The 25,658-nt window shown below is 68.7% G+C and carries 21 protein-coding genes and 2 pseudogenes; 13 read left to right on the forward strand and 10 right to left on the reverse strand.

Going from position 1 to position 25,658, the window contains the following annotated elements; translation table 11 throughout:
* Positions 1–107: 107 nt before the first annotated feature.
* The gene (locus ASD79_RS06095; RefSeq protein ID WP_056720153.1) at positions 108–3,086 is read left to right on the forward strand and encodes a class I SAM-dependent DNA methyltransferase; all 2,979 of its coding nucleotides are present in this window, start codon (positions 108–110) and stop codon (positions 3,084–3,086) included.
* Between the two features lie 248 nt (positions 3,087–3,334).
* Complete coding sequence (locus ASD79_RS24910) at positions 3,335–3,715, forward strand: DNA-binding protein (protein WP_235524338.1); 381 nt, start codon at positions 3,335–3,337, stop codon at positions 3,713–3,715.
* Between the two features lie 6 nt (positions 3,716–3,721).
* Here the strand turns inward: ASD79_RS24910 and ASD79_RS06105 are convergent, their stop codons facing one another.
* Positions 3,722–4,252: a GNAT family N-acetyltransferase gene (locus ASD79_RS06105; RefSeq protein ID WP_056720154.1), complete on the reverse strand. Its 531-nt coding sequence runs from the start codon at positions 4,250–4,252 to the stop codon at positions 3,722–3,724.
* Between the two features lie 202 nt (positions 4,253–4,454).
* Complete coding sequence (locus tag ASD79_RS06110) at positions 4,455–5,708, reverse strand: YihY/virulence factor BrkB family protein (protein WP_056720155.1); 1,254 nt, start codon at positions 5,706–5,708, stop codon at positions 4,455–4,457.
* 293 nt (positions 5,709–6,001) lie between these two features.
* Here ASD79_RS06110 and ASD79_RS06115 point away from each other — a divergent pair, with 293 nt between their 5' ends.
* Positions 6,002–6,763 (forward strand): MOSC domain-containing protein, encoded by a 762-nt coding sequence (locus ASD79_RS06115; RefSeq protein ID WP_056720220.1) that lies wholly within the window; start codon positions 6,002–6,004, stop codon positions 6,761–6,763.
* Here ASD79_RS06115 and ASD79_RS06120 read toward each other — a convergent pair.
* Positions 6,760–7,059 carry a type II toxin-antitoxin system RelE/ParE family toxin gene (locus tag ASD79_RS06120; protein ID WP_056720156.1) on the reverse strand — a complete coding sequence of 100 codons (300 nt, stop codon included), beginning with the start codon at positions 7,057–7,059 and terminating at the stop codon, positions 6,760–6,762. The genes ASD79_RS06115 and ASD79_RS06120 overlap by 4 nt on opposite strands.
* A complete protein-coding gene (locus tag ASD79_RS06125; RefSeq protein ID WP_056720157.1) occupies positions 7,056–7,307 on the reverse strand; it encodes a type II toxin-antitoxin system ParD family antitoxin in 252 nt (83 codons plus the stop codon). The genes ASD79_RS06120 and ASD79_RS06125 overlap by 4 nt, the downstream gene beginning before the upstream one ends.
* An 84-nt stretch (positions 7,308–7,391) precedes the next feature.
* Between ASD79_RS06125 and prmC the strand changes: the two genes are divergently transcribed.
* The 8 genes from prmC to ASD79_RS06165 all read left to right on the forward strand — a co-directional run bounded on the left by prmC (position 7,392) and on the right by ASD79_RS06165 (position 17,263).
* Positions 7,392–8,261, forward strand: coding sequence for a peptide chain release factor N(5)-glutamine methyltransferase (gene prmC, locus ASD79_RS06130; RefSeq protein WP_056720221.1), 870 nt, complete (start codon positions 7,392–7,394; stop codon positions 8,259–8,261).
* Positions 8,262–8,513: 252 nt separating this feature from the next.
* The gene (locus ASD79_RS06135) at positions 8,514–9,695 is read left to right on the forward strand and encodes a DUF4167 domain-containing protein (protein ID WP_056720158.1); all 1,182 of its coding nucleotides are present in this window, start codon (positions 8,514–8,516) and stop codon (positions 9,693–9,695) included.
* 208 nt (positions 9,696–9,903) lie between these two features.
* Positions 9,904–11,334 (forward strand): M20/M25/M40 family metallo-hydrolase, encoded by a 1,431-nt coding sequence (locus ASD79_RS06140; protein ID WP_056720159.1) that lies wholly within the window; start codon positions 9,904–9,906, stop codon positions 11,332–11,334.
* A 92-nt stretch (positions 11,335–11,426) separates the two neighbouring features.
* The gene (locus ASD79_RS25400) at positions 11,427–12,479 is read left to right on the forward strand and encodes a sensor histidine kinase (protein ID WP_056720160.1); all 1,053 of its coding nucleotides are present in this window, start codon (positions 11,427–11,429) and stop codon (positions 12,477–12,479) included.
* Between the two features lie 13 nt (positions 12,480–12,492).
* Positions 12,493–12,828 carry a response regulator gene (locus ASD79_RS06150; RefSeq protein ID WP_255356964.1) on the forward strand — a complete coding sequence of 112 codons (336 nt, stop codon included), beginning with the start codon at positions 12,493–12,495 and terminating at the stop codon, positions 12,826–12,828.
* Between the two features lie 107 nt (positions 12,829–12,935).
* A complete protein-coding gene (locus ASD79_RS06155; RefSeq protein ID WP_056720162.1) occupies positions 12,936–13,673 on the forward strand; it encodes a M48 family metallopeptidase in 738 nt (245 codons plus the stop codon).
* A gap of 99 nt (positions 13,674–13,772) precedes the next feature.
* Positions 13,773–16,370 (forward strand): ATP-dependent chaperone ClpB, encoded by a 2,598-nt coding sequence (gene clpB, locus ASD79_RS06160; protein WP_056720163.1) that lies wholly within the window; start codon positions 13,773–13,775, stop codon positions 16,368–16,370.
* A 323-nt stretch (positions 16,371–16,693) separates the two neighbouring features.
* A complete protein-coding gene (locus ASD79_RS06165; RefSeq protein ID WP_056720164.1) occupies positions 16,694–17,263 on the forward strand; it encodes an OmpA family protein in 570 nt (189 codons plus the stop codon).
* 75 nt (positions 17,264–17,338) lie between these two features.
* Here the strand turns inward: ASD79_RS06165 and ASD79_RS06170 are convergent, their stop codons facing one another.
* Positions 17,339–18,253 (reverse strand): SDR family oxidoreductase, encoded by a 915-nt coding sequence (locus ASD79_RS06170; RefSeq protein WP_056720165.1) that lies wholly within the window; start codon positions 18,251–18,253, stop codon positions 17,339–17,341.
* 50 nt (positions 18,254–18,303) lie between these two features.
* The gene (locus tag ASD79_RS06175) at positions 18,304–19,044 is read right to left on the reverse strand and encodes an SDR family oxidoreductase (protein ID WP_056720166.1); all 741 of its coding nucleotides are present in this window, start codon (positions 19,042–19,044) and stop codon (positions 18,304–18,306) included.
* A 120-nt stretch (positions 19,045–19,164) separates the two neighbouring features.
* On the opposite strand from ASD79_RS06175, the gene ASD79_RS06180 reads away from it, so the two are divergent.
* Positions 19,165–20,067 (forward strand): LysR family transcriptional regulator, encoded by a 903-nt coding sequence (locus tag ASD79_RS06180; RefSeq protein WP_056720167.1) that lies wholly within the window; start codon positions 19,165–19,167, stop codon positions 20,065–20,067.
* A 172-nt stretch (positions 20,068–20,239) separates the two neighbouring features.
* Here the strand turns inward: ASD79_RS06180 and ASD79_RS06185 are convergent, their stop codons facing one another.
* The 4 genes and pseudogenes from ASD79_RS06185 to bla form a co-directional block, all read right to left on the reverse strand.
* The gene (locus ASD79_RS06185; protein ID WP_056720168.1) at positions 20,240–20,881 is read right to left on the reverse strand and encodes a glutathione S-transferase family protein; all 642 of its coding nucleotides are present in this window, start codon (positions 20,879–20,881) and stop codon (positions 20,240–20,242) included.
* Positions 20,882–21,061: 180 nt separating this feature from the next.
* Entirely contained in the window at positions 21,062–23,560 is a 2,499-nt protein-coding gene (locus ASD79_RS06190; protein ID WP_056720169.1) for an MASE1 domain-containing protein, read from the reverse strand.
* 150 nt (positions 23,561–23,710) lie between these two features.
* Positions 23,711–23,802 (reverse strand): annotated as a pseudogene (locus ASD79_RS24220) (hypothetical protein); the annotation flags it as partial.
* Between the two features lie 5 nt (positions 23,803–23,807).
* Positions 23,808–24,698, reverse strand: coding sequence for a class A beta-lactamase (gene bla / locus ASD79_RS06195; RefSeq protein ID WP_056720170.1), 891 nt, complete (start codon positions 24,696–24,698; stop codon positions 23,808–23,810).
* Positions 24,699–24,794: 96 nt separating this feature from the next.
* Between bla and ASD79_RS23150 the strand changes: the two are divergent.
* Positions 24,795–25,643 (forward strand): annotated as a pseudogene (locus ASD79_RS23150) (LysR substrate-binding domain-containing protein); the annotation flags it as partial.
* Between the last annotated feature and the right edge of the window lie 15 nt (positions 25,644–25,658).

Raw genomic sequence — 25,658 nt, forward strand, 5'->3', positions numbered from 1 at the left:
GAGGGGAGAACCGGCGTATTCCGAATCCGCAAACGGGCTCCGACGCGATCGCTCTACCCCCGGCGGCGCGCGTCCGGCTATGGTCGCCCAGTCGAGTCGGAGACCCCATGACGCCTGCCCAGTTCATCAAAAAATGGAGCGACAGCAGCCTGCGAGAACGGCAGGGCGCGCAGGAGCATTTCATCGACCTGTGCCGGATGCTGGGCCAACCGACCCCCGCCGAGGACGATCCGCACGGCGACCACTATTGCTTCGAGCGCGGGGCCGAAAAGACTGGCGGCGGCGATGGCTGGGCCGATGTCTGGCGCAAGGGCTGTTTCGGCTGGGAGTACAAGGGCAAGCACAAGAACCTCGACGCGGCCCTGCGCCAACTGACGACCTATGCCCAGGCCCTGGAGAACCCGCCCTATCTGGTGGTCTGCGACATGGAGCGGATCATCGTCCACACCAGCTGGACCAACACCATCAGCCGCAAGATCGTCTTCACGCTGGACGACCTGCACGAGCCGGAAAAGCTGGCCGTGTTGCGGCTGGTCTTCGAAGGCTCCGACAGCCTCAAGCCCAAGATCAGCCCCCAGGAACTGACCGCCACGGTCGCCCAGCGGTTCGGCGACCTGGGGCGGCGGCTGCAGGAGCGCGGCCATCACCCACGCGATGTGGCCCACTTCCTCAATCGCCTGGTCTTCTGCATGTTCGCGGAAGACGCCAAGCTGCTGCCTGAAGGCCTGTTCACCCGCATGACCCGGTCGATGCAGGGCCGCCCTCCGGCCGAGGCGGGGCCGCAATTCGACGCCCTGTTCGCCATGATGCGCACGGGCGGCCTGTTCGGGGCGGACATCATCCGCTGGTTCAATGGCGGTCTGTTCGACGACAAGCCCGCCCTGCCGCTGGAGCGGCCCGACATCAAGCTGATCTGCGACACCGCCGACCTGCATGATTGGTCGCAGTTGGACCCCTCGGTGTTTGGCAACATGTTCGAGGAGGCGCTGAAGGCCACGCGCGAGCGGGCGGCCCTGGGCGCCCACTACACCGACCGCGAGAAGATCCTCAAGATCATCGATCCGGTGATCACCTGGCCCTTGACCGCCGAATGGGAGGCGGCGCTGGTCGAGATCCGGGGCGCCATGGACGCCCGCGCCGCGACCGAGGTCGAACGCAAGGCGGTGTTGGAAGCGGCCGCCGACGCCATGAAGGCCGATCCAGACAAGGCCAAGGCCGGCGAGGCCGCTCGCCGCAAGGCCCTGACCGCCATCGCCAAGCGGGCCGACGCGGCCCTGGGCCTGGCCAAGGACCGACTGGAGGCCTTCCTGAGCCGCCTGGCCGCCTATCGCGTGCTCGACCCGGCCTGCGGCAGCGGCAACTTCCTCTATGTGGCCCTGCACGCCCTGAAGGATATCGAGCGCCGGGCCCTGGTCGACGCCGAGCGCCTGGGCATCGAGGTGCCCGCGCCCCGCGTCGGCCTGGCCTGCGTGCGCGGCCTCGAGATCGAGGACTACGCGGCCGAGTTGGCGCGGGTGACGCTGTGGATCGGCGACCTGCAATGGAACGCCAGGAACAACTATACCGGCCTGGCCGAACCGATCCTGTCGTCACTGGACCAGATCGAGTGCCGCGACGCGCTGCTGAACGCGGACGGGAGCGAGGCGGTATGGCCGGAGGCGGACGCGATCGTCGGCAACCCGCCATTCCTGGGCGGCAAGCGGCTGCGCGACAGCCTGGGCGACGCCTATGTGGAGCGGCTGTTCGCGGCCTATCGCGGCAAGGTGCCGGCCGAGGCGGACTTCGTCGCCTACTGGGTGGAGAAGGCTTGGCGGGCGGTTGGAGATCCTTGGGACGGCTATCAGTTTGGCGGCGGCAAGCGGGCTGGCCTAGTGACGACCAATTCCATTAGGGGCGGCGCTAATCGACGCGTTCTTGCGCCCATCGCCGAAGTGTTCGCGCTTCGCGAAGTCTGGCCTGATGAGCCGTGGGTTTTGAATGGCGCGGACGTCCGGGTTTCAATGTTCGGCTTCGGTTGGGGATTCCCCGAGCAGCGGATCAATGGACAAGGCGTTGATCAGATTAACGCAGACCTATCCGGCTCCTCGACTGACCTCACCAAGTCGGCGCGGCTAAAGGAAAATGCCAGCACAGCTTTCATGGGCGATACCAAGGGCGGTTCATTCGATATTCCCGGTGACCTCGCCCGCGAGTGGTTGCGGTTGCCGCTCAACCCGAATGGCCGATCCAATAGCGAGGTCTTGAAGCCCTGGCGCAACGCTATGGATGTGACGCGTCGCACGGCCGATAAATGGATCATCGATTTCGGATGGACCATGGGGGAGGGCGAAGCTGCCCTCTATGAAACGCCCTTCCGACATGCCCTCATTTTCGTAAAACCCGAGCGCGATCGAAATAATCGCGAAACGTACCGCATCAATTGGTGGCGTCATGTCGAGGCGCGTCAGGGAATGTGGCGCAAGCTTAATGGCTTGAAACGGTATATCGCGACACCTCGGGTCGCGAAGCATCGAACTTTTAGCTGGCTCGAAACTCCGACAGTACCAGACAGTCGCATTTTCATATTCGCGTCTGATGGCGACGTATTGTTTGGCCTGCTTCATTCAAAACAGCACGAGCTTTGGTCGCTGCGGACAGCGTCTTGGCATGGTGTCGGAAACGATCCCACCTACAATACCGAGTCATGCTTCGAGACCTTCCCCTTCCCCGAAGGTCTGACGCCCAACATCCCCGCCGCCGACTATGCCGCCGACCCGCGCGCCATCGCCATCGGCGATGCGGCGGCCGAATTGAACCGGCTGCGTGAGGCCTGGCTCAATCCGGCCGATCTGGTGCGGACCGAGCCCGAGGTCGTGCCCGGCTATCCCGACCGCGTGCTGCCGGTCAGTCCGGAGGCGGCGCTTGAGTTGAAGAAGCGCACCCTGACCAACCTCTACAACCAGCGCCCGCAATGGCTGGCCATGGCTCACCAGCGCCTCGACGCCGCCGTGGCGGCCGCCTATGGCTGGCCCAACGGCCTGTCGGACGACGAGGTGCTGGAGCGCTTGTTCGCGCTCAATCAGGAACGGGCGGCGGCGGGGCGTTAGTCTCCGTTTGGTTTCTCATCCGCCCCAGCGGATGCGGCCACGCCTTAAAGCCTTGGTGGATCGGAGCTCTGGCGTCTGGCCGTGTCAAGGACGACGCGTCGCGTCGCCGCGACGCGGCCGCCGGAGGCGGTCCTTGACACGGCCAGACGCCAGAGCAGGCTCGCCATCAAGGTTTTAAGGCGCGGCCTCGCCGTGGCGGCGGTGGTTTGGCTGTCGAGGCGCCAAGGCCATCGCGCAGGAGGTCTGATTTGGAAACCCGGCCTTTCGATCCGGCGGAATATCTCGACAGCGAGGAAGCGATCGCCGCCTATCTGGCCGACGCGCGGGCCGGCGGAAGCGCTGAACTGTCCGAGGCCACGGTCGTCGTCGCCCGGGCGCGGGCGATTATGCGAAAGCGACGACTCAGCGCAAGTTCTCCTTCTGTTCGACAGGAGGCTGTGATGGCCAAGAACACGGGTAACGATTTCCGGCGCGGCGCGGTCACCGGCCGCACGCAGTTCCAACAGCCCAATGGCGACTGGCAAAAGCGCGACGAGCGCTCGGGCCAGTTCATGGAACGCAAATCCAGCGAAGGCCCCTTCAAGGGCGTCGCCAAGGAACCTGACGGTCGCGACACCAAGAACAGCTGAGCCCCCCTAAACCCCCTTCTCGAGCACCACGAACTCCAGCGCCTGCCGCGGCTTGCCGAACCGCTCGCCCACCGGGAACGGCTGGGTCTCGCCGGTCAGCGCGTAGCCCCGCCGCTGGTACCAGGCGATCAGGGTGTCGCGCAGGTGGACCACGGTCATGCGGACGCGCTGGGCGCCCAGCCCGGCCGCGTGGGCCTCGGCGTGGGCCAGCAGGGCGGCGCCCAGCCGGCGGTCCTGCAGGTCGGGCCGGATGGTCAGCATGCCCAGGTACCAGGCGTCGTCCCCTGGGGTGTCGGCGTCCGGCTCCAGCCAGACGCAGCCCAGCAGCGGGCCGTCCGCCGCGTCGCGCAGGGTCAGCAGGACGGCGTCGGGCGCGGCCGCCAGGTCCTGGGTCAGGCTCTCCAGGTCGATGCGCTGGCCGTCGATATAGCCGGCCTCGGTGGTCCAGCCGGCCTGGGCGCCTTGGCCGCGATAGGCGGAATTGACCAGGGCGACGACGGCGGGGAATTCGGGTTCGGTGGCGGGGGCGAAGATCATGGGGGAGACTTAGAGCATTCCGCGCGCGACAGAACCCTCCTTGATCCGCTCATCCCGGCCAGAGAGTGTTGCACTTCGTTTGTGAACTCAGGGGACCCAGATGGAAGGGCGGTGGGCCTGGCGCCATGAGCTCCGAGCCCTTTCCAATCATCCACACCGCCAAGGGATCTGGGTCCCGACTTTCGTCGGGATGAGCGGTGTTTTATAGGTTTGAAGGCGGCGGATCACCCGAGCGCCGCCCCCGCGCCTGGCTCCAGTAGCGTCCCGACACCCGCTTCACCGTGCCCGCCTCGCGGCGGATCACCTCCCAGGGATGGAAGGCCAGGCCCACGGTGTCGGCCATGGCCGCGCCGCGCTGACCCATCGGCATTTCCGGGCCGGTGGTGGAGTCGATGGCGGTCTGGTGCTCGATCTCGGCGTTCAGCTCGGCGCCGACCAGCACGGTCATGATCGAGAACCACATCCAGACCATGAAGGCGATCACCGCCCCCAGCGGCCCGTAAGTGGCGTCGTAATGGGCCAGGGTGTTGACGTAGAGCGAGAAGCCCAGCGACCCCAGCAGCCAGGCGGCGGCCCCGAGCACCGCGCCCCAGATCACCCAGCGCCAGCGCGGCCGGGCCCGGCAAGGGGCGAAGCGGTAGAGCATGGCGAAGGCGAAGGCCGTCACCGCCAGCACGGTCAGCCAGCGCAGCGGCCCCCAGATCCCGGCGATCGCCCCCAGGCCCAGGGCCTTGAAGGCGATCGGCGCGGCGATCAGCACGCCGGCCAGGATCGCCGCATAGACCAGGGCGCTGAAGGTGAAGACGTAGGTCAGGGCGGTCTTGGCGACGAAGTGGCGCTTCTCGTCCTCGTCATAGGCGATGTTCAACCCGTCGAAGAGCGCCTTCATGCTGGCGTTGGCGCTCCACACCGACAGCAGCAAGCTGATGGCGAAGGCCGCGCCCAGCTTGGTCTGTTCCTGGCTGGCCAGGCGCAGCATCTGCTCGCCGACGATCTGCACGACGCTGGCGGGGAAGACGTTGGACATCTCCTGAAGTTGCTTCTCGACCGCTCCGACGTCGGCGAACAGGCCGTACAGCGAGACGAAGGCGCCGATCGCCGGGAAGATCGCCAGCAGGGTGTAGAAGGTCACGCCGCCGGCCACGGCGGGCAGGCGATCGACGCTGACCTCGCGGCCGGTGCGCCAGAGGATGTCGCGCCAGCCGCGCCACGGGATGAAGTGCGGATGGCGGGCGGCGCGGCCGCGCTTGGGCTCGGCCTCGTCGAACTCGTGCGGCGGCATCGCCCGGTCCTCGCTCAGGCCGGGCGGATGCTCGATCGGGGTCTCGTGCGAGACCGGCGCGCGCCGGGGGAAGGCGAAGGGCGCCAGGGCCAGCAGCACGATCCAGGGCGCCAGGTGATAGGGCCGCGAGGCGATCCACGACCGTATGGGACGTCGTGGCGTATTGTCGGTCATGCGCGGTCTCCCGCATGGGAAATCCCGCAGCGGCGCCCTGGTTCCTAGAGGAGAATGGTCTTGGACTGAACCTCCCGCCCCAAAATTCCGTTTCCCCGGCGAAGGCCGGGGCCCAGATCGTAGGGCGGTGTGTTTCGGATAATCGTCCAATACGACGGCTGAACCTGGGCCCCGGCCTTCGCCGGGGAAACGGATCAAAACGGCGCTTCAGCTGTCAGTCGTTACGCTCGAGAAGGGCAAGTTGTTCGCCGCCGAGCCTTGCTTTGGCCTGCGTCCTCGCCGACCTTGCGGGCATGCAATCCCAGGTCACCGCCCTCTATCGCCACCCCGTGAAGGGGTTCACGCCCGAGCGGCTGGACCAGGTCCAGCTGAGCGCCGGGGCCTGTTTCCCCTGCGACCGGCTCTACGCCGTCGAGGACGGGCCCAGCGGCTTCGATCCGGACGCGCCGGCCCATATCTCGAAGATGAAGTTCACGGTGCTGGCCAAGATCCCGCGGGTCGCCAAGGCCCGCACCGCCTATGACGAGGCGACCGGCGTGCTGACCGCCGCGGCCGAGGGGCAGCCCGATTTCGCCGGCGACCTGCGTGGCGCGGCCGGCCGGCGCGGCTTCGAGGCCTGGCTGGCCGGCCTGCTGGGCGACGAGGCGTCGGGCCCGCTGCGCGTGGTCGAGGGGCCGGGCGACTACCGGTTCATGGACAGCCGGTCGGGCTATGTTTCAATCGTCAACCTGGCCAGCGTCCGCGACCTGGCGGCCAGGCTGGGCCGTCCCGTCGATCCTCTGCGCTTCCGCGCCAACCTTTATGTCGAGGGCTGGCCCGCCTGGGTCGAGAACGACTGGACCGGGCGGGCGATGCGGGTGGGCCAGGCCCGGGCCGAGGTGCTGAAACCCATCGTCCGCTGCGCCGCCACCCACGTCGACCCGGTGACCGCCGAGCGCGACATCGAAGTGGTCAAGGCGCTGTTCGAGCACTACGGCCACATGCTCTGCGGCATCTACCTGAACGTGGAAGAGGGCGGGGCGGTGCGCGAGGGGGACGGGGTGGCGGTGGTTTAGGTCGGTGGCAGGCGGCTCGTGGCGTCCATGTTCTGGTGAAGGATGCGGACGATCTCCACCAGGCCGCCTTCCAACCGATAAAAGATGACGTGCGATCCGACCGGGCGTTTTCGAAAGGAGGCGTCCGGCCCGTCAAGCGCTCGCCCGATATCGGGACGTTCGGCGATCAGAACGATCGCGGCCTGCAGGTCACGAAGATAGCTGGCGGTTCGCCGCGCGCCCCACTGGCCTCGCGAATAGTCCCAGATGTCGTCGAGGTCTCGCCGAGCTTCATGGGCGAGCCTGTAGGGCCTCACTCCGATACGCCTTCGCCTTGCAGCTTCTCCTCGATGAAGGCGTCGAAGTCGAAGTCGTCGATGAAGCCGCTTTCCACGCCCTTGTTCAGCGCCGCCCTCAGCGCCGCCATCCGCGCCTCATGATTTTCCAGCAGCCGCAGGCCCGCCCGCACGACCTCGCTGGCCGAGCCGTAGCGCCCGTCTGCCATTTGCGCTTCAATGAAGGTCTGGAAGTGCTCGCTGAGAACGATCGAGGTATTCTTGCTCATCGGATCCTCCGATCCCGACGATACCAAAAACTGGTACCACACTCAATCTCGCCCCGACGGCGATGACGCGCTATGGGAGCGTTCATGACCCTGACCCTCGTCAAAGCCTGGACCGCCGCCAAGGAACGTCTGAAGGACGTCCAGATCGACCAGCCGGCGATCGACGCCCGCCTGTTGCTGGAAGTGGCCGCCGACGTCACCCGCACCGACATCATCGCCGACCCCTACCGGGTGCTGACCGACGCGCAGATGGCGACCCTGGAAAACTTCCTCGAGCGCCGCGCCGCGCGCGAGCCGGTCAGCCACATCATCGGCCGCAAGGGGTTCTGGAAGATCCTGCTGCAGGTCAACAAGAACGTCCTGACCCCGCGCCCCGAGACCGAGGTCATCGTCGACGAGGTGCTCAAGGCCTTCCCGGAGGCCATGAGCTTCAACATGCTCGACCTGGGCGTCGGCTCGGGCACGATCCTGCTGGCGGTGCTGGCCGAGCGGCCGGCCGCCAAGGGGCTGGGGATCGACGTCTCGGAAGAGGCCCTGGCCGTGGCCCGCGAGAACGCCGCCAACCTCGGCCTCGACAGTCGCGCGGCCCTGCTGCGCGGCGACTGGACCGCCGGCCTGGGCGACGACAGCTTCGACCTGGTGGTCTCCAACCCGCCCTATATCGCCACCCACGTGATCGAGACCCTGGAGCCGGAGGTGCGCGACCACGAGCCGCGCCTGGCCCTGGACGGCGGCCCCGACGGCCTGGACGCCTACCGCCTGCTGGCCGGCGAGATCCTGCGGGTGCTCAAGCCCGGCGCGATGTTCGCGGTCGAGATCGGCTACGACCAGTCCCAGGACGTCGAGGCGCTGTTCCGCGAAGCGGGCGCCCACGACGTGCGCACCGTCAAGGATCTGTCCGTGAACGACCGTGTTGTCACGGGGGTGAAAAATCCCTTGGAAACCCCGGCGTGAGGCGGTAGACGAATAGGGCCTCCTTCCAAATCGCCGGGTGAAGGGAACAGCGGTCATCCTCGATGATCGCGAGACTCCCCCGGCAGGCGCGAACGGCCGATCGGCTGATCGCCGCGCCCGAACCGGACGAAGGCTCTACGGAAACCAGCGTCTCAAGAACATCCAAGGCAGAACCGCAGGGTTCCACCCCGCTCAAGAGGCCAAACAGCCGGACGCGACAGTGATCGCCGCCGGACAGGTTCAGAAGAGAACATGAGAGATTTCAAGGGCATGAAGCGCCAGCGCGGCCGCAACAATCGCGGCGGCACGGGTAGCGGCGGCAAGCCTCAGCAGCACAACGCCAACCGGGCTTTCGATTCGAACGGTCCCGACGGCGTGAAGGTGCGCGGCGCGGCCCAGGGCGTTTACGAAAAGTACCAGCAACTGGCCCGCGACGCGACGTCGTCCGGCGACCGGGTCCTGGCCGAGAACTACCTGCAGCACGCCGAGCACTATTTCCGGGTCCTGCGCGCCATCCAGCCGAATCGGCCGGTCAGCGACATCATCGGCAAGGACGCCTATTCGGCCTACGAGATCGATTTCGAGGCCGAGCCGGAAGAGCAGCCCGAGGCTCCCGAAGTGGCCCAGGCCGAGACCCAGGGCGACGGCGACAACGCCGACGGCCAGAACGGCGAAGGCCGTCGCGACCGCTTCGAGAACCGCCAGCGCGACGACCGTCCTCGGGACGACAACCGTCCGCGCGAGGATCGCCAGCGCGACGACCGTCCCCGCGACAACAACCAGAACCGCGACCGTTTCGAAGGTCAGGGCCAGGGCGGCCAAGGCCAGCAGGGCCAAGGCCAGGGTCAGGGCCGCCGCGACCGTTGGCGCGACCGCGACGACCGTCCCCGTGACGACAACCGCCCGCGCGACGACCGCCCGCGCGAAGATCGGCCTCGTGACGACCGTCCGCGTGACGACCGCCCGAGAGACGACCGTCCCCGTGACGACCGTCCGCGCGAAGACCGTTTCCGTGACGAGCGCCCCCGCGAGGACCGCGTTCGCGAGGACCGTCCGGCGGTCGCCGCCGAGGCCGTCGAGTCCGCGCCGGTTGGGGCCGCGCCGGCCGAGGCCCCCCGCCGCGAGCGTCCGCGCCGCGAGCGCGCCCCCCGCGACCGTGATCCGCTGGCGGTGATCGAACCGCAGGCCACGCCGCTGACCGAATCCGCCGGCCAGGGCTCGCCCCTGTTGCGCGGCCAGGACGGCGACGTCAGCCACGCCCCGGCCTTCCTGGGCCGCAAGTCGCCGCGCGCCGAAGCCGCCCCCGACACCGGCCCGGTGTCCACTTCGTCGGTCTTGGCCGCCGAGGCCGAGGCCGCTCCCGCCAAGCCCAAGCGTCGCCGCGCCCCGCGCAGCTTCGAAGGCAATCCGGCTCCGGAGTCGGAAGAGGTCTAGGCTTCTTCTTCGGGTCCCCTATCCGTTGTCATCCCGGAAGCGCGTAGCGCTGTCCGGACCCAGGGGCGGTGCGCACGGCCCCTGGGTCCCGGCTCTTCGCTTCGCTACGGCCGGGATGACAACGGATTTGGGCCTACCTGAGCGCCGCCCCATTGCGCTCGACGCCGAACCCCGCCTAGCCTCGCCCCCTTACATCCCGGGGGCGACCATGCGCGGCAGATCCAAGACCATCCTGATGACGGCGGCGGCGATGTCCGCCCTGGCCCTGACCGGCGCCGCCCGCGCGCAAGGCGCGCCCCTGGCCGCTGATGAGACCGCCTTCCGCGGCCTCTACAAGGAGCTGGTCGAGATCAACACCACCGCTTCGGCCGGCAGTTGCACGGCGGCGGCGCAGGCCATGGGCGCGCGGCTGAAGGCGGCGGGGCTTCCCGAGGCCGACGTGCGCGTGCTGGCCCCGGCCGAGCATCCCAAGGCCGGCGCCCTGGTCGCCACCCTGCGCGGCAAGGACCCCAAGGCCGGCGCCATCCTGCTGATGGCCCACATCGACGTGGTCGAGGCCAAGCGCGAGGACTGGGTCCGCGATCCCTTCAAGCTGGTCGAGGAAGACGGCTATTTCTACGCGCGCGGAGCCAGCGACGACAAAGCCATGGCGGCGATCTTCACCGACAGCCTGGTGCGTTACAAGCAAGAGGGCTTTCAGCCCAAGCGTGACATCAAGCTGGCCCTGACCTGCGGCGAGGAGGGCGGCCAGTTCAACAGCGTGCCCTGGCTGCTGGAGAAACATCCCGAGACCATGAAGGCGACCTTCGCCCTCAACGAGGGCGACGACAGCCGCCTGGACGACAAGGGCCAGCCCAAGCTGCTGTCCATCCAGGTCGGCGAGAAGGTCTACATGGACTATGACCTGGAGGTGACCAATCCGGGCGGCCACTCCTCGCGGCCGACCAAGGACAACGCCATCTACCACCTGGCCAACGGCCTGGGGCGGCTGGGCGCCTACGACTTCCCGATCGCCCTGAACGACGCCACCAAGTCCTATTTCGAACAGAACGCCAGGATCGAGCCCGGCGCCGAGGTGGCCGGGGCGATGGCGGCCCTGGTCAAGAACCCTTCCGACGCCGCGGCCGCCGCCATCCTGGCCCGGGATCCCGCCCGCAACAGCATGATGCGCACCACCTGCGTGGCGACCATGGCCGAGGCCGGCCACGCGCCCAACGCCCTGCCGCAGCGCGCCAAGGCCAACGTCAATTGCCGCATCCTGCCGGGCAACGACCCCAAGGCCGTCCGCGATCAGCTGGAGCAGATCGTCGCCGACCCGGCCATCAAGATCACCCTGGCCGCCGAGCCCGACCCGGTCAGCCCGCCGCCGCCCCTGACGCCGCAGATCATGGGCCCGGCCACCAAGGTCGCGGCGAAGATCTGGCCGGGCGTGCCGTTCATCCCCGCCATGCTGACCGGCGCCACCGACGGCCGCTTCACCAATGCCGCCGGCACCGTGACCTACGGCCTGTCGGGCCTGATGGCCGGGCCGGACGGCGACAACATCCACGGCCTGAACGAGCGCATCCAGGTCAAGGCGCTGATGAACGGCCGGCGGTTCCTGTACGAGGTGGTCAAGCTGTACGCCGACGGGAAGTAGGGGGCGACGCGGGCCCCTATCGGAAAAGACAAGTCCATAGGCGCGTTGCAACTATAGGGGTATGGTCGAGTTTCGCAGGGGCGAAGTCGGCCATGACTGAACTGAAGGAAAAGAAACGCCGCGCCAAGATCGTCTCCCGAGCGCCGGGAGGAGTCGAAGCGCGGTACCGGGCTATCGTCGACACCGCGGTCGACGCGATCGTGGTGATCGACGAGATGGGGCAGGTCGAGGCCTTCAACCCCGCGGCCGAGCGGCTGTTCGGCCATCTGGCCGAGGAGGTGGTCGGTTGCAATATCCGCATGCTGATGCCCGAGCCCTACCACGGCGAGCACGACGGCTACCTGGACCGCTACCGCCAGACCGGCGAGCGCCGGATCATCGGCATCGGCCGCGAGGTCTCGGGCCTGAGGCGCGACGGCTCGACCTTTCCGCTGGAGCTGTCGATCGCCGAATGGCGGGAGGACGGCAAGCGCTTCTTCACCGGAGTGATGCGCGACATCACCGAGCGGCGGCGCGCCGAGGAACTGCAGCGCCTGCTCGTCAACGAGCTCAATCATCGCGTCAAGAACACCCTGGCCACCGTGCAGTCGGTCGCGGGCCAGACGCTGCGCAACGCCACGGACCTGGAGGGCGCGCGCGACTCGCTGACCACGCGGTTGCTGGCCTTGGCGCGGGCGCATGACATCCTGACGCTCGAGAGCTGGGACGGCGCCGAGCTGCGCGACGTGGTCGCTTCGCTGATCTCGTCCCACGGCGACGCGGAGCGGTTCGCGGTCGAGGGGCCCGCGTTCCGTCTGGCGCCCAAGGTGGCCTTGTCGCTTTCCCTGGCCCTGCATGAGCTGATGACCAACGCCACCAAGTACGGCGCGCTGTCCAACGAGGCGGGACGCGTGGCCCTGAGTTGGGCGCGGGTGAACGACACCGACATTGAACGGCTGGATCTGCGGTGGGAGGAAATCGATGGCCCTAGGGTCGCCACGCCAAGTCGCCAGGGTTTCGGTAGCCGCCTCATCACGGGAGGGCTGGCGCGGGAATTGGGCGGTGAGGTCCGGCTCGAATATCCCGAGACCGGAGTTGTCTGCACGATCAGTTCAGCGATCTCCAAGCCTGGAGAGCCCTCCCGCTTCATCCGAGGTTCCGCCTGAGCCGCTTCGGGTCCTGATCGTCGAGGACGAGCTGTTCGTCGCCATGCTGGTCGAGGACATGCTGGGCGATCTGGGCTGCGCCATCGCCGGATTCGCAACGTCGGCGGTCGAGGCCGAGAGCATCGCCCGGACCGCGCTGATCGATTTCGCGCTGCTGGACGTCAATCTCGACGGTGAGACGTCGTTCGCCGCCGCCGACGTCCTGCGCCATCGCGACATCCCCTTCGCCTTCGTCACCGGCTATGGCGAGCAGGGCGTGCGCGGCGACCTGCGCAATGCGCCCATCCTGTCGAAACCCATAGATCCGCGACATCTGGCCCGGGTGATCAACGCCGTCGGCCGGGACTGAGGTCAGGCGGCCCGGCTTGCCGCCCCATCCGGCCGCCCGATGGACAATCGGGTCTCCGATGCTTCACTGTAGCGGGCCAAGGTCATCCGCCTCGCCGGAGTTTCGATTTGCGTCCCGTTTTTCCGATCCTCGCGGCCTTGGCCCTGGGCGCGTGCGCCTACAATCCCGACCTGGGTCGCCAGCAGATGGCCATCGTCAACGACGCCGGCCTGTCCAAGGCCGGCGAGCAGGCCTGGAACCAGGCGCTGCGGACCCGCAAGGTCAGCAAGGATCCGGCGATGAACGCCCGGGTGCGCGCCGTGGGCCAGAAGGTGATCGCCGCCACCAACCTGTGGGACCGGCCCTGGGACTACGCGGTGTTCGAGGACACCGCCCCCAACGCCTTCGTGCTGCCCGGCGGCCATGTCGGGGTCACCTCGGGCCTGCTGAAGATCGTCGACAACGACGACCAGTTGGCCGCGGTGATCGGCCACGAGGCCGGCCACGTCGTCGCCCGCCACGCCGCCGAGCGGCAGTCGCAGACCGTCGCCTCCAGCCTGGTGCTTGGCGTGCTGGGCGCGGCGGCCGGCTCCAGCGACACGGCGCGGGCGATCTCCGACTATGGCGGGGCGGGGGCCAAGTACGGCTTCCTGCTGCCGTTCTCGCGCAAGCAGGAGCTGGAGGCCGACCGGCTGGGCGTCGACTACATGCGGCGAGCCGGCTACCGGCCGCGCGAGGCGGTGGTGCTGTGGCGGCACATGCAGGCCCAGGGCGGCTCCAGCACCCCGCAGTTCGCCTCGACCCACCCGTCGGACTCCACGCGGATCGTGGCGCTGGAAACCTATATCGCGACGCGCGGCTGGTGAGCCTTGTGTGGCGTATCGGCCACACCTACATCCCTGCCCAGGAACGTTCGTGCTTGATCAAGGCGAACGGGCCACATCCGCCTTTGGAGGGGATCCCGCATGAAAATTGACCTCTATTCCGACCGCGCCAAGCAGGCCGTGCAATCGGCTCAGAGCCTGGCGCTCGCTCGCGGCCACCAGCAGCTCGGTCCCGAACACCTGCTGAAAGTCCTGCTCGAGGAGAAGGACGGCCTCAGCCGCGCCCTGATCCAGAGCGCCGGCGGCCGGCCCGACGCCGCCGACGCGGCGACCGACGCCCTGCTGGCCAAGACCCCGCGCGTCGACGGGGCCGGCGGCCAGCTCTACATGAAGCCCGACACGGCTCGCGTCTTCGACGCGGCCGAGACTGGGGCGAAGAAGGCCGGCGACGCCTTCGTCACCACCGAGCGCCTGCTGATCGCCATCGCCAAGGAAGGCGGCGACGCGGCCAAGATCCTGAAGGACGCCGGCGTCTCGGCCCAGGCCCTGGAAACCGCCGCCGCCGCCGTCCGCAAGGGCCGCACCGCCGACAGCGCCAGCGCCGAGGAGGGCTATGACGCCCTCAAGCGCTACGCCCGCGACCTGACCCAGGCGGCCCGCGACGGCAAGATCGACCCGGTGATCGGCCGCGACGAGGAAATCCGCCGCACCATCCAGGTGCTGTCGCGACGCACCAAGAACAACCCGGTGCTGATCGGCGAGCCCGGCGTGGGCAAGACGGCGATCGTCGAGGGCCTGGCCCAGCGCATCGTCGAAGGCGACGTGCCCGAGAGCCTGAAGGACAAGAAGCTGCTGTCGCTGGACATGGGCAGCCTGATCGCCGGCGCGAAGTACCGCGGCGAGTTCGAGGAGCGGCTGAAGGCCGTGCTGGGCGAGGTCACGGCCGCCGAGGGCTCGATCATCCTGTTCATCGACGAGATGCACACCCTGGTCGGGGCCGGCAAGAGCGAGGGGGCGATGGACGCCTCCAACCTGCTCAAGCCCGCCCTGGCGCGGGGCGAGCTGCACTGCGTGGGCGCCACCACGCTGGACGAGTACCGCAAGCACGTCGAGAAGGACGCCGCCCTGGCCCGCCGCTTCCAGCCGGTGTTCGTCAGCGAGCCGACGGTGGAGGACACCGTCTCGATCCTGCGCGGCCTGAAGGAGAAGTACGAGGTGCACCACGGGGTGCGCATCTCGGATTCGGCCATCGTCGCCGCCGCCACGCTCAGCAACCGCTACATCGCCGACCGCTTCCTGCCCGACAAGGCCATCGACCTGATCGACGAGGCCGCCAGCCGGGTGCGGATGGCGATCGACTCCAAGCCGGAAGAGCTCGACGAGATCGACCGCCGCCTGGTGCAGCTGAAGATCGAGCGCGAGGCGCTGAGCAAGGAGACCGACGCGGCCTCCCGCCAGCGGCTGGAGAAGCTGGAAGACGAGATCGACGACCTGCAGGCCCAGTCCGACGCGATGACCGCCCGTTGGAAGGCCGAGAAGGACAAGGTCGGCGGCGCCGCCCAGGCCCGCGAGGCCCTGGACCGCCTGCGCGCCGACCTGGCCGCCGCCCAGCGGGCCGGCGACTTCGCCCGGGCCGGCCAGATCCAGTACGGCGAGATCCCGGCCCTGGAGCGCCGCCTGGCCGAAGCCGAGGCCGGCGAGAACGGCGGCGGCGCGGCCCAGAAGTCGCTGACCCCGGAAGTGGTCGACGCCGAGCAGATCGCCGCCGTGGTCAGCCGCTGGACCGGTGTGCCGGTCGAGAAGATGCTGGAAGGCGAGCGCGAGAAGCTGCTGCTGATGGAGGACGCCCTGCGCGGTCGCGTGGTCGGCCAGGACGAGGCGCTGGAGGCGGTGTCCGACGCGGTGCGCCGCGCGCGGGCCGGCCTGCACGACCCGTCCAAGCCGATCGGCAGCTTCCTGTTCCTGGGCCCGACGGGCGTGGGCAAGACCGAGCTGACCAAGGCCCTGGCCGAGTTCATGTTCGCCGACGAGCACGCCATCACCCGGATGGACATGAGCGAGTACATGGAGAAGCACTCGGTCAGCCGGATGATCGGCGCGCCCCCCGGCTATGTCGGCTACGACGAGGGCGGGGCGTTGACCGAGGCGGTGCGCCGGCGTCCCTATCAGGTGCTGCTGTTCGACGAGATCGAGAAGGCCCACCCGGACGTCTTCAACGTGCTGCTGCAAGTGCTGGATGACGGCCGCCTCACGGATGGGCAGGGCCGGACGGTCGATTTCAGGAACACCCTGATCATCATGACCTCGAACCTTGGCTCCGAATATCTGGCCAACCAGGACGACGGGGAAGATGTGGAGGCCGTGCGGCCGCTGGTGATGAACACGGTGCGCGGCCACTTCCGCCCCGAGTTCCTCAACCGTATCGACGAGATCATCCTGTTCAAGCGTCTCAGCCGCGCCAACATGGGCGACATCGTCCGCATCCAGCTGAAGCGGGTCGACAAGATGCTGGCCGAGCGCCGCATGACCCTGGCGCTCGACGCGCCGGCCCTGCAGTGGCTGGCCGACAAGGGCTATGACCCGGTCTATGGCGCGCGCCCGCTCAAGCGCGTGATCCAGAAGGACCTGATCGACCCGATCGCCAGGAAGCTGCTGGCCGGCGAGCTGGAGGACGGCGGGGTGATCTCGGTCGGGGCCGGCGACGGCGGTCTGGCGATCGGCAAGGCGACCCTTCAGTAGGGCGACGGGGCCGGCGAATCCGCAATGGGCGCGTCGTCAGGCGCGCCCATTTGGGATTGCATCGGTGGTAGTTTCGCGTAACTTCGAATTACTATTCACACCAAATATTGCAAATATTTCTCGGGAACCGTTGAACCATTTCCGCGTACGCGCGCGTTATTTTAAAGCGGCGCGAAGGCGGTTCCCGGTAGGGCTAAGTTCGTCAAGAACAGGCCCAGAATTCGCCTTTTTCGAATGTCGGTTTCAATTGCTGAAGCGCCGCTGCTTGTCCTGGAACGGTCAAGCTTGGTGTCTCTATGAAGAAACTGATGGAAGGGTGTCTTATGATCAGTGGCAAATATAAGATGTTGGCAGTGACCGCTCTGATCGCGAGTGGCCTGTCTCTCAGCGCTTGCGCGACCAAGGGCTTCGTCAAGGAACAGGTCGGCGTGGTCAACACGCGGGTCGACAGCACCGATACCAAGCTGGCCGAAGTCGACCGCACCAGCCAGGATGCGCTCAAGCGCGCCACCGACGCTGGCAAGTTGGCCGAGGGCAAGTTCCTCTATTCGGTGGTGTTGAGCGACGACAGCGTCAAGTTCCCGCTCAACAAGCACGAACTTTCGCCGGAAGCCCAACAGCGCCTGGCCGAGTTCGCCGGCAAGCTGAAGGAAGACAACAAGAACGTCTATCTGGAGGTCCAGGGCTTCACCGACGCTACCGGTGACACCACCTACAACGAAGAGTTGGGCGGCGCCCGGGCCGAGGCGGTGCGCAAGTTCCTGGCCAAGCAGGGCGTGCCCCTGAACCGGATCGCGACCATCTCGTATGGCGAGGATGATCCGGTGGCCCCGAACGACACGCCGGACGGTCGGGCTCAGAACCGCCGGGTGGTGATCCAGGTCCTGGCCTAGGTCAGACCTGGACTCCAAACGACGTCATCCCCCGCATGAAGCGGGGGATGACGATTTTTTGGTTGTGGCCGGAGCTCAGCCCTTGATGGCCGGGCTCAGCAGGTCTTCCAGGCCGATGCGGCGGTACATCTCGGTGCGCACCCGGTCGGCGACGCCGTTGACGACCTCGGCGCCGTCCTGCGAGGGGTCGATGTGGACCCGGAAGGGGCGCTTGCCGAACGGGGCGTCCACCACCGCGACCATGGCCCTGGCGACGTCGGCGACGTCGGCGTCGGCCGGTTCGAGCGCGGCCAGGCCGCCCAGCGCCTGCTCGGCGACGCCGGCATAGGGGCCGGTCTCGTATTCGGCGGCTCGGGCGGCGTCGGCCGGCTTGCCGGAGTGGGCGAAGTGGTTGGTGCCCTTGGTGAAGGCCCCGGGCACGATGATCGAGGTCTCGATCCCCCAGCGGGACAGCTCGGTCGAATAGCTCACCGCCAGGCTGTCCATCGCCGCCTTGGCCGCGAAATAGGGGCTCAGGTACGGAGGCGTGCCGCCACGCGTCGAGCTGCTCGACACCCAGATCACCAGGCCCTTGCCCTGTTTGCGCAGCCGCGGCAGCGCGGCGCGGTTCACCCTTTGGGTGGAGAGCACGTTGATGTCGTAGAGCTGGGCGAACTGTTCGGCGGTGAAGGCCTCGGCCGGACCAAAGCTCATGTGGCCGGCGTTGTGGACGACAATGTCGAGGCGGCCGTTGTCGGCGATGATCCGGGCGATGCCGGCCTCGACCGAGGCGTCGCTGGCGACGTCCAGCTCGACGGTGCGCAGGTCGACGCCGTTCTCCTTGGCGTAGGCGGCGACTTCGGCGACCTGCGGCGCGTTGCGGCCTTCGGTTTCGCGCATCGAGGCGTAGACGGTGTGGCCGGCATGGGCCAGGGCCTTGGCGCTGAGCAGGCCAAAGCCGCTGGAGGCGCCGGTGATGACGATGACTTGCTTTTCAGCTTGGGTGGTCATGACGATGTTCCTTTGAAGGGGTGCGTTCGAAGGTCGGGCGGGGGCCGGGATCAGATGATCCCGCCGTTGGCGCGCAGGGTCTGGCCGTTGATCCAGGCGCCGTCCGGGCCGACCAGGAAGGCGACGACGGCGGCGATGTCCTCGGGCTGGCCCAGGCGTTCCAGCGGGGCCAGCTTGGCCAGGCGGTCGATGACCTCCCGCGGCTTGCCGTCGAGGAACAGCTTTGTCGCCGTAGGCCCGGGGGCGATCGAATTGACCGTGATGGCCCGGCCGCGCAGTTCCTTGGTCAGGATGCTGGTCATGGCTTCGACGGCGGCCTTGGTGGCGGCGTAGACGCCGTAGCCAGGCTGCAGCAGGCCGGTGACGCTGGACGAGAAGTTGACGATCCGGCCGCCGTCCCGCAGCCGCCTGGCGGCTTCGCGCAGGGTGTTGAACGTGCCCTTCAGGTTGACGTTGATCTGGCGGTCGAACAGGGCGTCGTCGCTGTCGGCGATCGGGGCCAGCATCATGATCCCGGCGTTGTTGATCAGCACGTCCACGCCGCCGAAGGCCGTTTCGGCCGCGTCGAACATCTTGCGGACCGCTTCGGCGTCGCCGATGTCGGCCTGGTGGGCCAGGGCCTTGCCGCCGGCCGCCTCGATCTCGCGGACCAGGGCCTGCGCCGGTTCGACCTTGCCGGCGTAGTTGACGATGACGGTGAAGCCGTCCTTCGCCAGGCGTTGCGAAACCGCCGCGCCGATGCCGCCCGAGGCGCCGGTCACGATCGCTACCTTGTTGGACTGGTTGGTCATCTCGTCTCTCCAGGCCGACCCCGTGTCGGCGGTGATGACAAGATGCTCCTTGGCGATGAGCGGATAATCAGCGAAGATACGATAACATTATTCAGGTATTCGAATAATAGGAGGGCGCCCTTGGACCGCTTCGACGCCATGCGGCTGTTCGTCCGGATCGTGGAGCGCCGCAGCTTCAGCCAGGCGGCGCTGGACCTCAACCTGCCGGCCTCGACCGCCACCGAGGGGGTCAAGCAGCTGGAGGGGCGGCTGGGCGCGCGGCTGCTGCAGCGGACCACGCGCCATGTCAGCCCCACCCTGGACGGCGAGGCCTTCTATCGCCGCTGCCTGGCGATCCTGGCCGAGCTGGAGGACGCCGAGGCCGAATTCGGCAACGCCAAGCCGCGCGGCCTGCTGCGGGTGGACGTGCACGGCACGCTGGCGCGCCACTTCCTGCTGCCGGGTCTGCCGGCCTTCCTGGAGCGCTATCCCGACCTGAAGCTGCACCTGGGCGAGGGCGACCGGCTGGTTGACCTGGTGCGCGAGGGCGTCGACTGCGTGCTGCGGGTCGGCGACCTGAAGGACAGCGCCATGATCGCCCGCCGGGTCGGGATGCTGGACGAGGCCACCTGCGCCAGTCCGGCCTATCTGGCGAAGCACGGCGTCCCGGCCACGCCCGACGACCTGGCCAAGGAGGGGGCTGGCCACGAGATGATCGGCTTCGTCTCCTCGGCGACGGGCGAGTTCTTCCCGCTGGAGTTCATGGTCGACGGCGCCCCGCGCCACGTCACCTTGCCGGCCACCCTGTCGGTGGTCGGGGCCGAGACCAATGTCGTCGCCGCCCGCCTGGGCCTGGGGATCATCCAGGTCCCGCGCTACCACGTGGCGGCCGACCTGGCGGCGGGGACCCTGGTCGAGATCCTGGCCGGTTACCCGCCCAGCCAGACGCCGGTGTCGCTGCTGTATCCGCACAGCCGCCAGATCCCGCCGCGGGTGCGGGTGTTCATGGAGTGGTTGACGCGGGAGTTCGCGGCGCGCTCCTAAAACCCTCTCCCATAGGGAGAGGGAGGGGCCCGCGCCGAAGGCGTGGGAGGGTGAGGGGTTTAGACGTCCGACGGCGTGCCGGCAGGGCGTCGTGAGAAAACGGTGAGGGCGTCACCCCTCACCCTCCCAAGCTTCGCTTGGGCCCCTCCCTCTCCCCTCCGGGAGAGGGCGCTTAGGCCGGCTGCGCCGCCTTCGCCGCCGCGATCAGCGCGTCGTCGATCTCGGAGGCCCGCTTGGCCGCCGGGCGCTGGCTGATGCCGGCCCAGTAGGCCTCGAAGGCCGGGCGCTTCTCGATCGTGCCGAACATCATGCCCCAGCCGATCTGCGAGCCCACATAGACGTCGGCGGCCGAGAACTTGTCGCCCGCCAGGTACTGTTTGCCGGTCACCGCCTGCTCCAGGGCGTTGAGCACGTCCTCGATGCAGCCGTAGCCGGCCGACATCCGTCGCTCGGGCGGGACCTCGAAGCCCATGGACTTGTTGGTCACCGCCGCCTCGATCGGCCCGCAGGCGAACATCAGCCAGCGATAATAGACGCCGCGCTGCGGGTCGCTGGTGGCCGGCGCCAGGCCCGCCTCGGGGAAGGCGTCGGCCAGATAGGCGCAGATCGCCGCGCCCTCGGTGACCGCCACCCCGCGGTGGGTGATGGCCGGCACCTTGCCCATCGGATTGACCGCCAGATAGTCGGGCGCCTTCATCGTCGAAGCGTAGTCCAGCGTCACGGTGCGGTAGGGGACGCCGACCTCCTCCAGCATCCAACGGACGATCCGGCCGCGTGACATCGGGTTGGTGTAGAAGACGAGTTCGTCGCTCATGGCGGGCTCCCTGGAGCATCGTGCGGAAAAGTGGAGGCCGGTTTTCCGCGAAAACGATGCGAAAACCAAAGACCCAGAGCCAGTCGGGCGATTCCTATATCGCCCGACTGGCTCTGGAATTGGGCGCGATCCTAGCGCGCGCGACGGCGGGCGCAACCTTCGGCGACCGATGTTCTTCGATCAGGCCAGCGGTTCCAGGGCCCGGGCGGGCGACGCGGCCATGGCGCTGTTGAGGGCGCTGATTAGGCCGGCGGCGGTCATCGGCTTGGACACCGCGCCGTCGAAGATGTCGCCGGGGCCTTCGGGACGGGCGTCGGCCGAGAAGGCGATGATCGGCGTGCGGGCGTTGGGGCCGCCCTCGGCGCGGATGCGCAGGGCGGCCTGGGCGCCGTCCAGGCGGGGCATGCGCAGGTCCATCAGAATGGCGTCGAACGGCCGGGCCGTCGCGGCGGCCACGCCCTCCTCGCCGTCCGCGGCCTCGGCCACCTCGGCCCCCACGGCGGTCAGGATGGCGTTGACCAGCTCGCGGTTGGCCGGATTGTCGTCGACGATCAGCACGCGGCAGGCGGGCGGCAACAGCGGCAGGGCCACCGGCTCGGCGGGCGAGGCCGACGCATGTGCCGCCGAGCGGGCCAGGATGTCGAAGCTGAACTCGGCGCCCTGGCCGGCCAGGCTGGCCACCCCGATCTCGCCGCCCATCGCCTCGACCAGGCCCTTGCAGATGGCCAGGCCCAGGCCGGTGCCGCCATGCTTGCGGGTCAGGCCGGCGTCGACCTGCGAGAAACGCCGGAACAGCAGGTCGATGTCGTCCGGCGCGACGCCCGGGCCGGTGTCGGCGACCGACAGGCGCAGGCGTTCGCCGGCGACGTCATAGGCCGCCCGCACGGTGATCGACCCGGCCTCGGTGAACTTCACGGCGTTGCCGATCAGGTTCAGCAGCACCTGGCGCAGGCGTCCGCCGTCGATCAGCAGGTCGGCCGGCAGGGTCTCCAGGCCCTCGGCGCGCAGCGCCACGCTCCTGGCCTCGGTGTCGAGCGAGAACAGCTCCAGCGCCTCGCCGATCAGCTGGGCCGGCGCCGTCGGCTCCAGGTTCAGCTCCAGCTGCCCGGCCTCCAGCTTGGAGAAGTCGAGGATGTCGTTGATCGTGGTCAGCAGCGCCCTGCCGCCGCTCAGCACCCGGGCGATGAACCGGCGGGCGTCGGGCGACAGGTCGGGCTCGTCGTCGACCAGCCGGGCGAAGCCCAGCACCGAGGTCAGGGGCGTGCGCAGTTCGTGGCTCATATTGGCCAGGAACTCGCCCTTCACCGCGGCGGCGGCCTCGGCCTCGTTGCGCGCCTCGCGCAGCTGGCGCTCCATGGCCTTGTGGTCGGTGATGTCGCGGACGATGTCGGTGATGCCGGTGACCCGGCCGTTCAGCGGGTCACGCTGCAGGGCTGGACGGGACTCCAGCCAGATCACCACGCCGTCCTTGCGCAGGGCGCGGTACTCGACCCGGCTGGGGCCGCTGCGACGCCTGGCCATCAGTTCGGCCACCTCGTCGATGACCATGGCGCGCACGGCCTCGCGGTCGTCGGGATGCACGGTCAGCATGCCCTCACGGCCGACCAGTTCTTCGGGCATGTAGCCGAGCACCGCCAGGCAGGCGGGCGAGACGTACTGGATGATCCCCCGCATGTTGCTGTGGATGATCATGTCCTGGGCGTTCTCGGCCAGCTGGCGGAAGCGGGCCTCGCTGCGGGCCACGGCGGCGTTGGCCTGCGTCATGCTCTGCAGCATGTAGCGGCGGTGCCGCTGGATCGAGGCGACCGGCAGGCTGATGAAGATCGCCACCGCCAGGAACAGCTGCAGGACGATGGCCTGGTCCTGCGAACCGTTCGGCATCAGGGTGATCGGACCCTTGCCGGCCATGGTGAAGATCACCGCGACGATCGCCACCAGGGTCGCGCTCAGGGCCGCGCCCAGCACCTCCAGCCGCCAGGCGACCAGCAGCATCACCGGCGGGATGACGAACAGCAGCGGATAGCGGGTCTGCGAGAAGATCCCGACGGTGACCGCCAGAAGCACGACCAGGGAGGCGACGCCGCTGATCGACAGCGGCCGCTCGCGCAGGTAGCCGCGCGCTCGCACCAGGGCCAGCAGGCAGGGGGTAATGGTCATCAGGCCCAGGATGTCGCCCAGCGACCAGACGCCGATATTGGTCAGCAATTGGCCGCCGCGCATGGCCGTGTGGATGGTGGCGGCCAGCACGCCGGTGGCGATCGGGGCGGCCAGCCCGCAGATCAGGGCGAAGGCGATCATGTCGCGGGCCCGACCCAGGTCGACCTCTTCCCCGACGACCCGCCGCATGCTCCAGGCGCAGATGAAGATCTGGGCGATGTTGCAGCTGACCAGCACCAGATTGACCGGCACGAGGTCGCCGACATGGGCCCCGGCCGCCAGGCCGCCGGCCAGGCATCCCAGCAGCAGGGCGGGCCAGCGACGGCCCTTGGTCGACAGCAGGCAGGCCACGCCGAAGCCGTTGGACAGCCAGATCGGGGCCACCTGGCCGTAGTCGCGGGGAAACTCGACGCACAGATAGGCCAGCAGGGCGTAGCCCACCGTCGCGACCAGGGCATAGGTCGCCGTCTTCAGAATGTCGCCGCCCGACCAGGCGGGCGCGGAAGTCGTCGTGTGTGCCATCCACCCTGCCTTCGGGGCCGCCCGCCCGCCCGCAAGCTGAAGCTCGAGCTAGGACGTTCGCCCCGACACCACTAGGGCGAACGCCTTAAAGAACAGTGGCTTGGTGCGCGGCTCATCGCCGCGTGCGCCGTGCGTCCTTCGAGGCCCTCCCTTGAAGGGCGCCTCAGGATGAGGAACGTTGTGCTGAATTCCTCATCCTGAGGTGCGGAGCGTAGCGAAGCCTCGAAGGACGCAGGGCGCTCGCCGCCTAAGCTCCGAAGCCGCCCGCCACCACGATCCGCGCGACCTCGGCGATGACGGCGTCGCGCCCGGCCGAGTCGACCTTGGCCTGGGTCAGGTAGGCGGTGATCAGGATCGGCGCGCGGCCCGGCGGCCAGATCACGGCGATGTCGTTGGTGGTGTGCTCGCCGTCGCTGCCGGTCTTGTCGCCCACGCGCCAGCCCGTCGGCAGGCCGGCCCGCAGGCGGGCTCCGCCGGTCTGGTTGGCGACCAGCCACGCGACCAGCTGGGCGCGCGAGGCCGGCGACAGGGCCGCGCCCAGGGTCAGGGCCCGCAGGCTGCCCAGCATGGCGGTCGGCGTGGTGGTGTCGCGCGGGTCGCCAGGGCGGGCTTCGTTGAGTTCGGGCTCGCGGCGGTCCAGCCGGGTGGCCGGGTCGCCCAGGCCGCGCAGGAAGGCGGTCAGGGCCGGCGGGCCGCCGAAGCCGTCGAGCAACAGGTTGGCGGCGGCGTTGTCGCTGAGGGTGACGGTCGCCGCGCAGAGCGCGCCGATCGTCATGCCGTCGCCGACATGCCGCTCGGTGGCCGGCGAATGGGCGACCAGCGCTTGCTTGCCGTAGCGCAGGCGGCGATCCAGCCGCTCCTTGCCCTGGTCGACGCGGGCCAGGACCAGGCCGGCGACCAGGGCCTTGAAGGTGCTGCACATGGCGAAGCGCTGGTCGCCGCGATGGGCGAAGGTCGCGCCGGTCTGGGTGTCCAGCGCCGCCACGCCCAGACGGCCGCCGCTGCGCGCCTCCAGGGCGATGATACTCCGGCTCATGCCACTGGTCAGGCGAACGCTCTGGGCAGCGAGGCCGGCGCGCGGCGCGCCGAGCACGGGAAGGGCGGCGAAGGCGGTGATCAAAAGTCGTCTATCGAGCATGCGGGTCTCCAATGATCGGCAGAATGCGCGAACGGTGACCGCGTGATCAAACGATGATACTTCGCCGCTGACCCTAGGAAAATTTGGGTATTGGACATGAGCCGCGCGCAACTTCCGCTGAACGCCCTGCGAGCCTTCGAGGCCTCGGCCCGGCATCTGAGCTTCACCCGCGCGGCGATCGAGTTGTGCGTCACCCAGGCCGCCGTCAGCCACCAGGTCAAGGGGCTGGAGCAGCGCCTGGGGGCGAGCCTGTTCCGCCGCCTGCCGCGCGGCCTGGCCCTGACCGACGAGGGCCTGGCCCTGCTGCCGGTGCTGCGCGACAGCTTCGAGCGGATGGGCGAGGTGCTGGAGCGGTTCTCGGGCGGCCGGGTGATGGAGGTGCTCAGCGTCGGGGTGGTCGGCACCTTCGCCGTCGGCTGGCTGCTGCCGCGCCTGCCGGCCTTCCGCGAAGCCCATCCGTTCGTCGACCTGCGGCTGTTCACCAACAACAACCGCATCGACATCGCCGGCGAGGGGCTGGACTGCGCCGTGCGGTTCGGCGATGGGGCGTGGCACGGCACCGAGGCGGTCGCCCTGTTCGCCGCCCCGATGACGCCGCTGTGCGCCCCGGCGATGGCCGATCGGCTGAGGGAGCCCGGGGCCCTGAGTTCGGAGGTGCTGCTGCGCAGCTACCGCGCCGACGACTGGCCCGACTGGTTCGCCGCCGCCGGCCTGGCCCCGCCGCCGATCAGGGGGCCGGTGTTCGACAGCTCGTGGGTGATGGTCGAGGCGGCGATGCAGGGCGTCGGCGTGGCCCTGGCCCCCTCGATGATGTTCGCCCGCGACCTGGAGCAGGGCCGGCTGGTTCGACCGTTCCCGCTGGAGGTGTCGGCGGGGCGGTACTGGCTGACCTGGCTGAAGTCGCGCGCGCCGACGGCGGCTCTGGTGGCGTTCCGGGACTGGATGGAGGTGCAAGCCCTC

The organism is Caulobacter sp. Root655, from assembly GCF_001427665.1.
Taxonomy (GTDB): Bacteria; Pseudomonadota; Alphaproteobacteria; order Caulobacterales; family Caulobacteraceae; genus Caulobacter.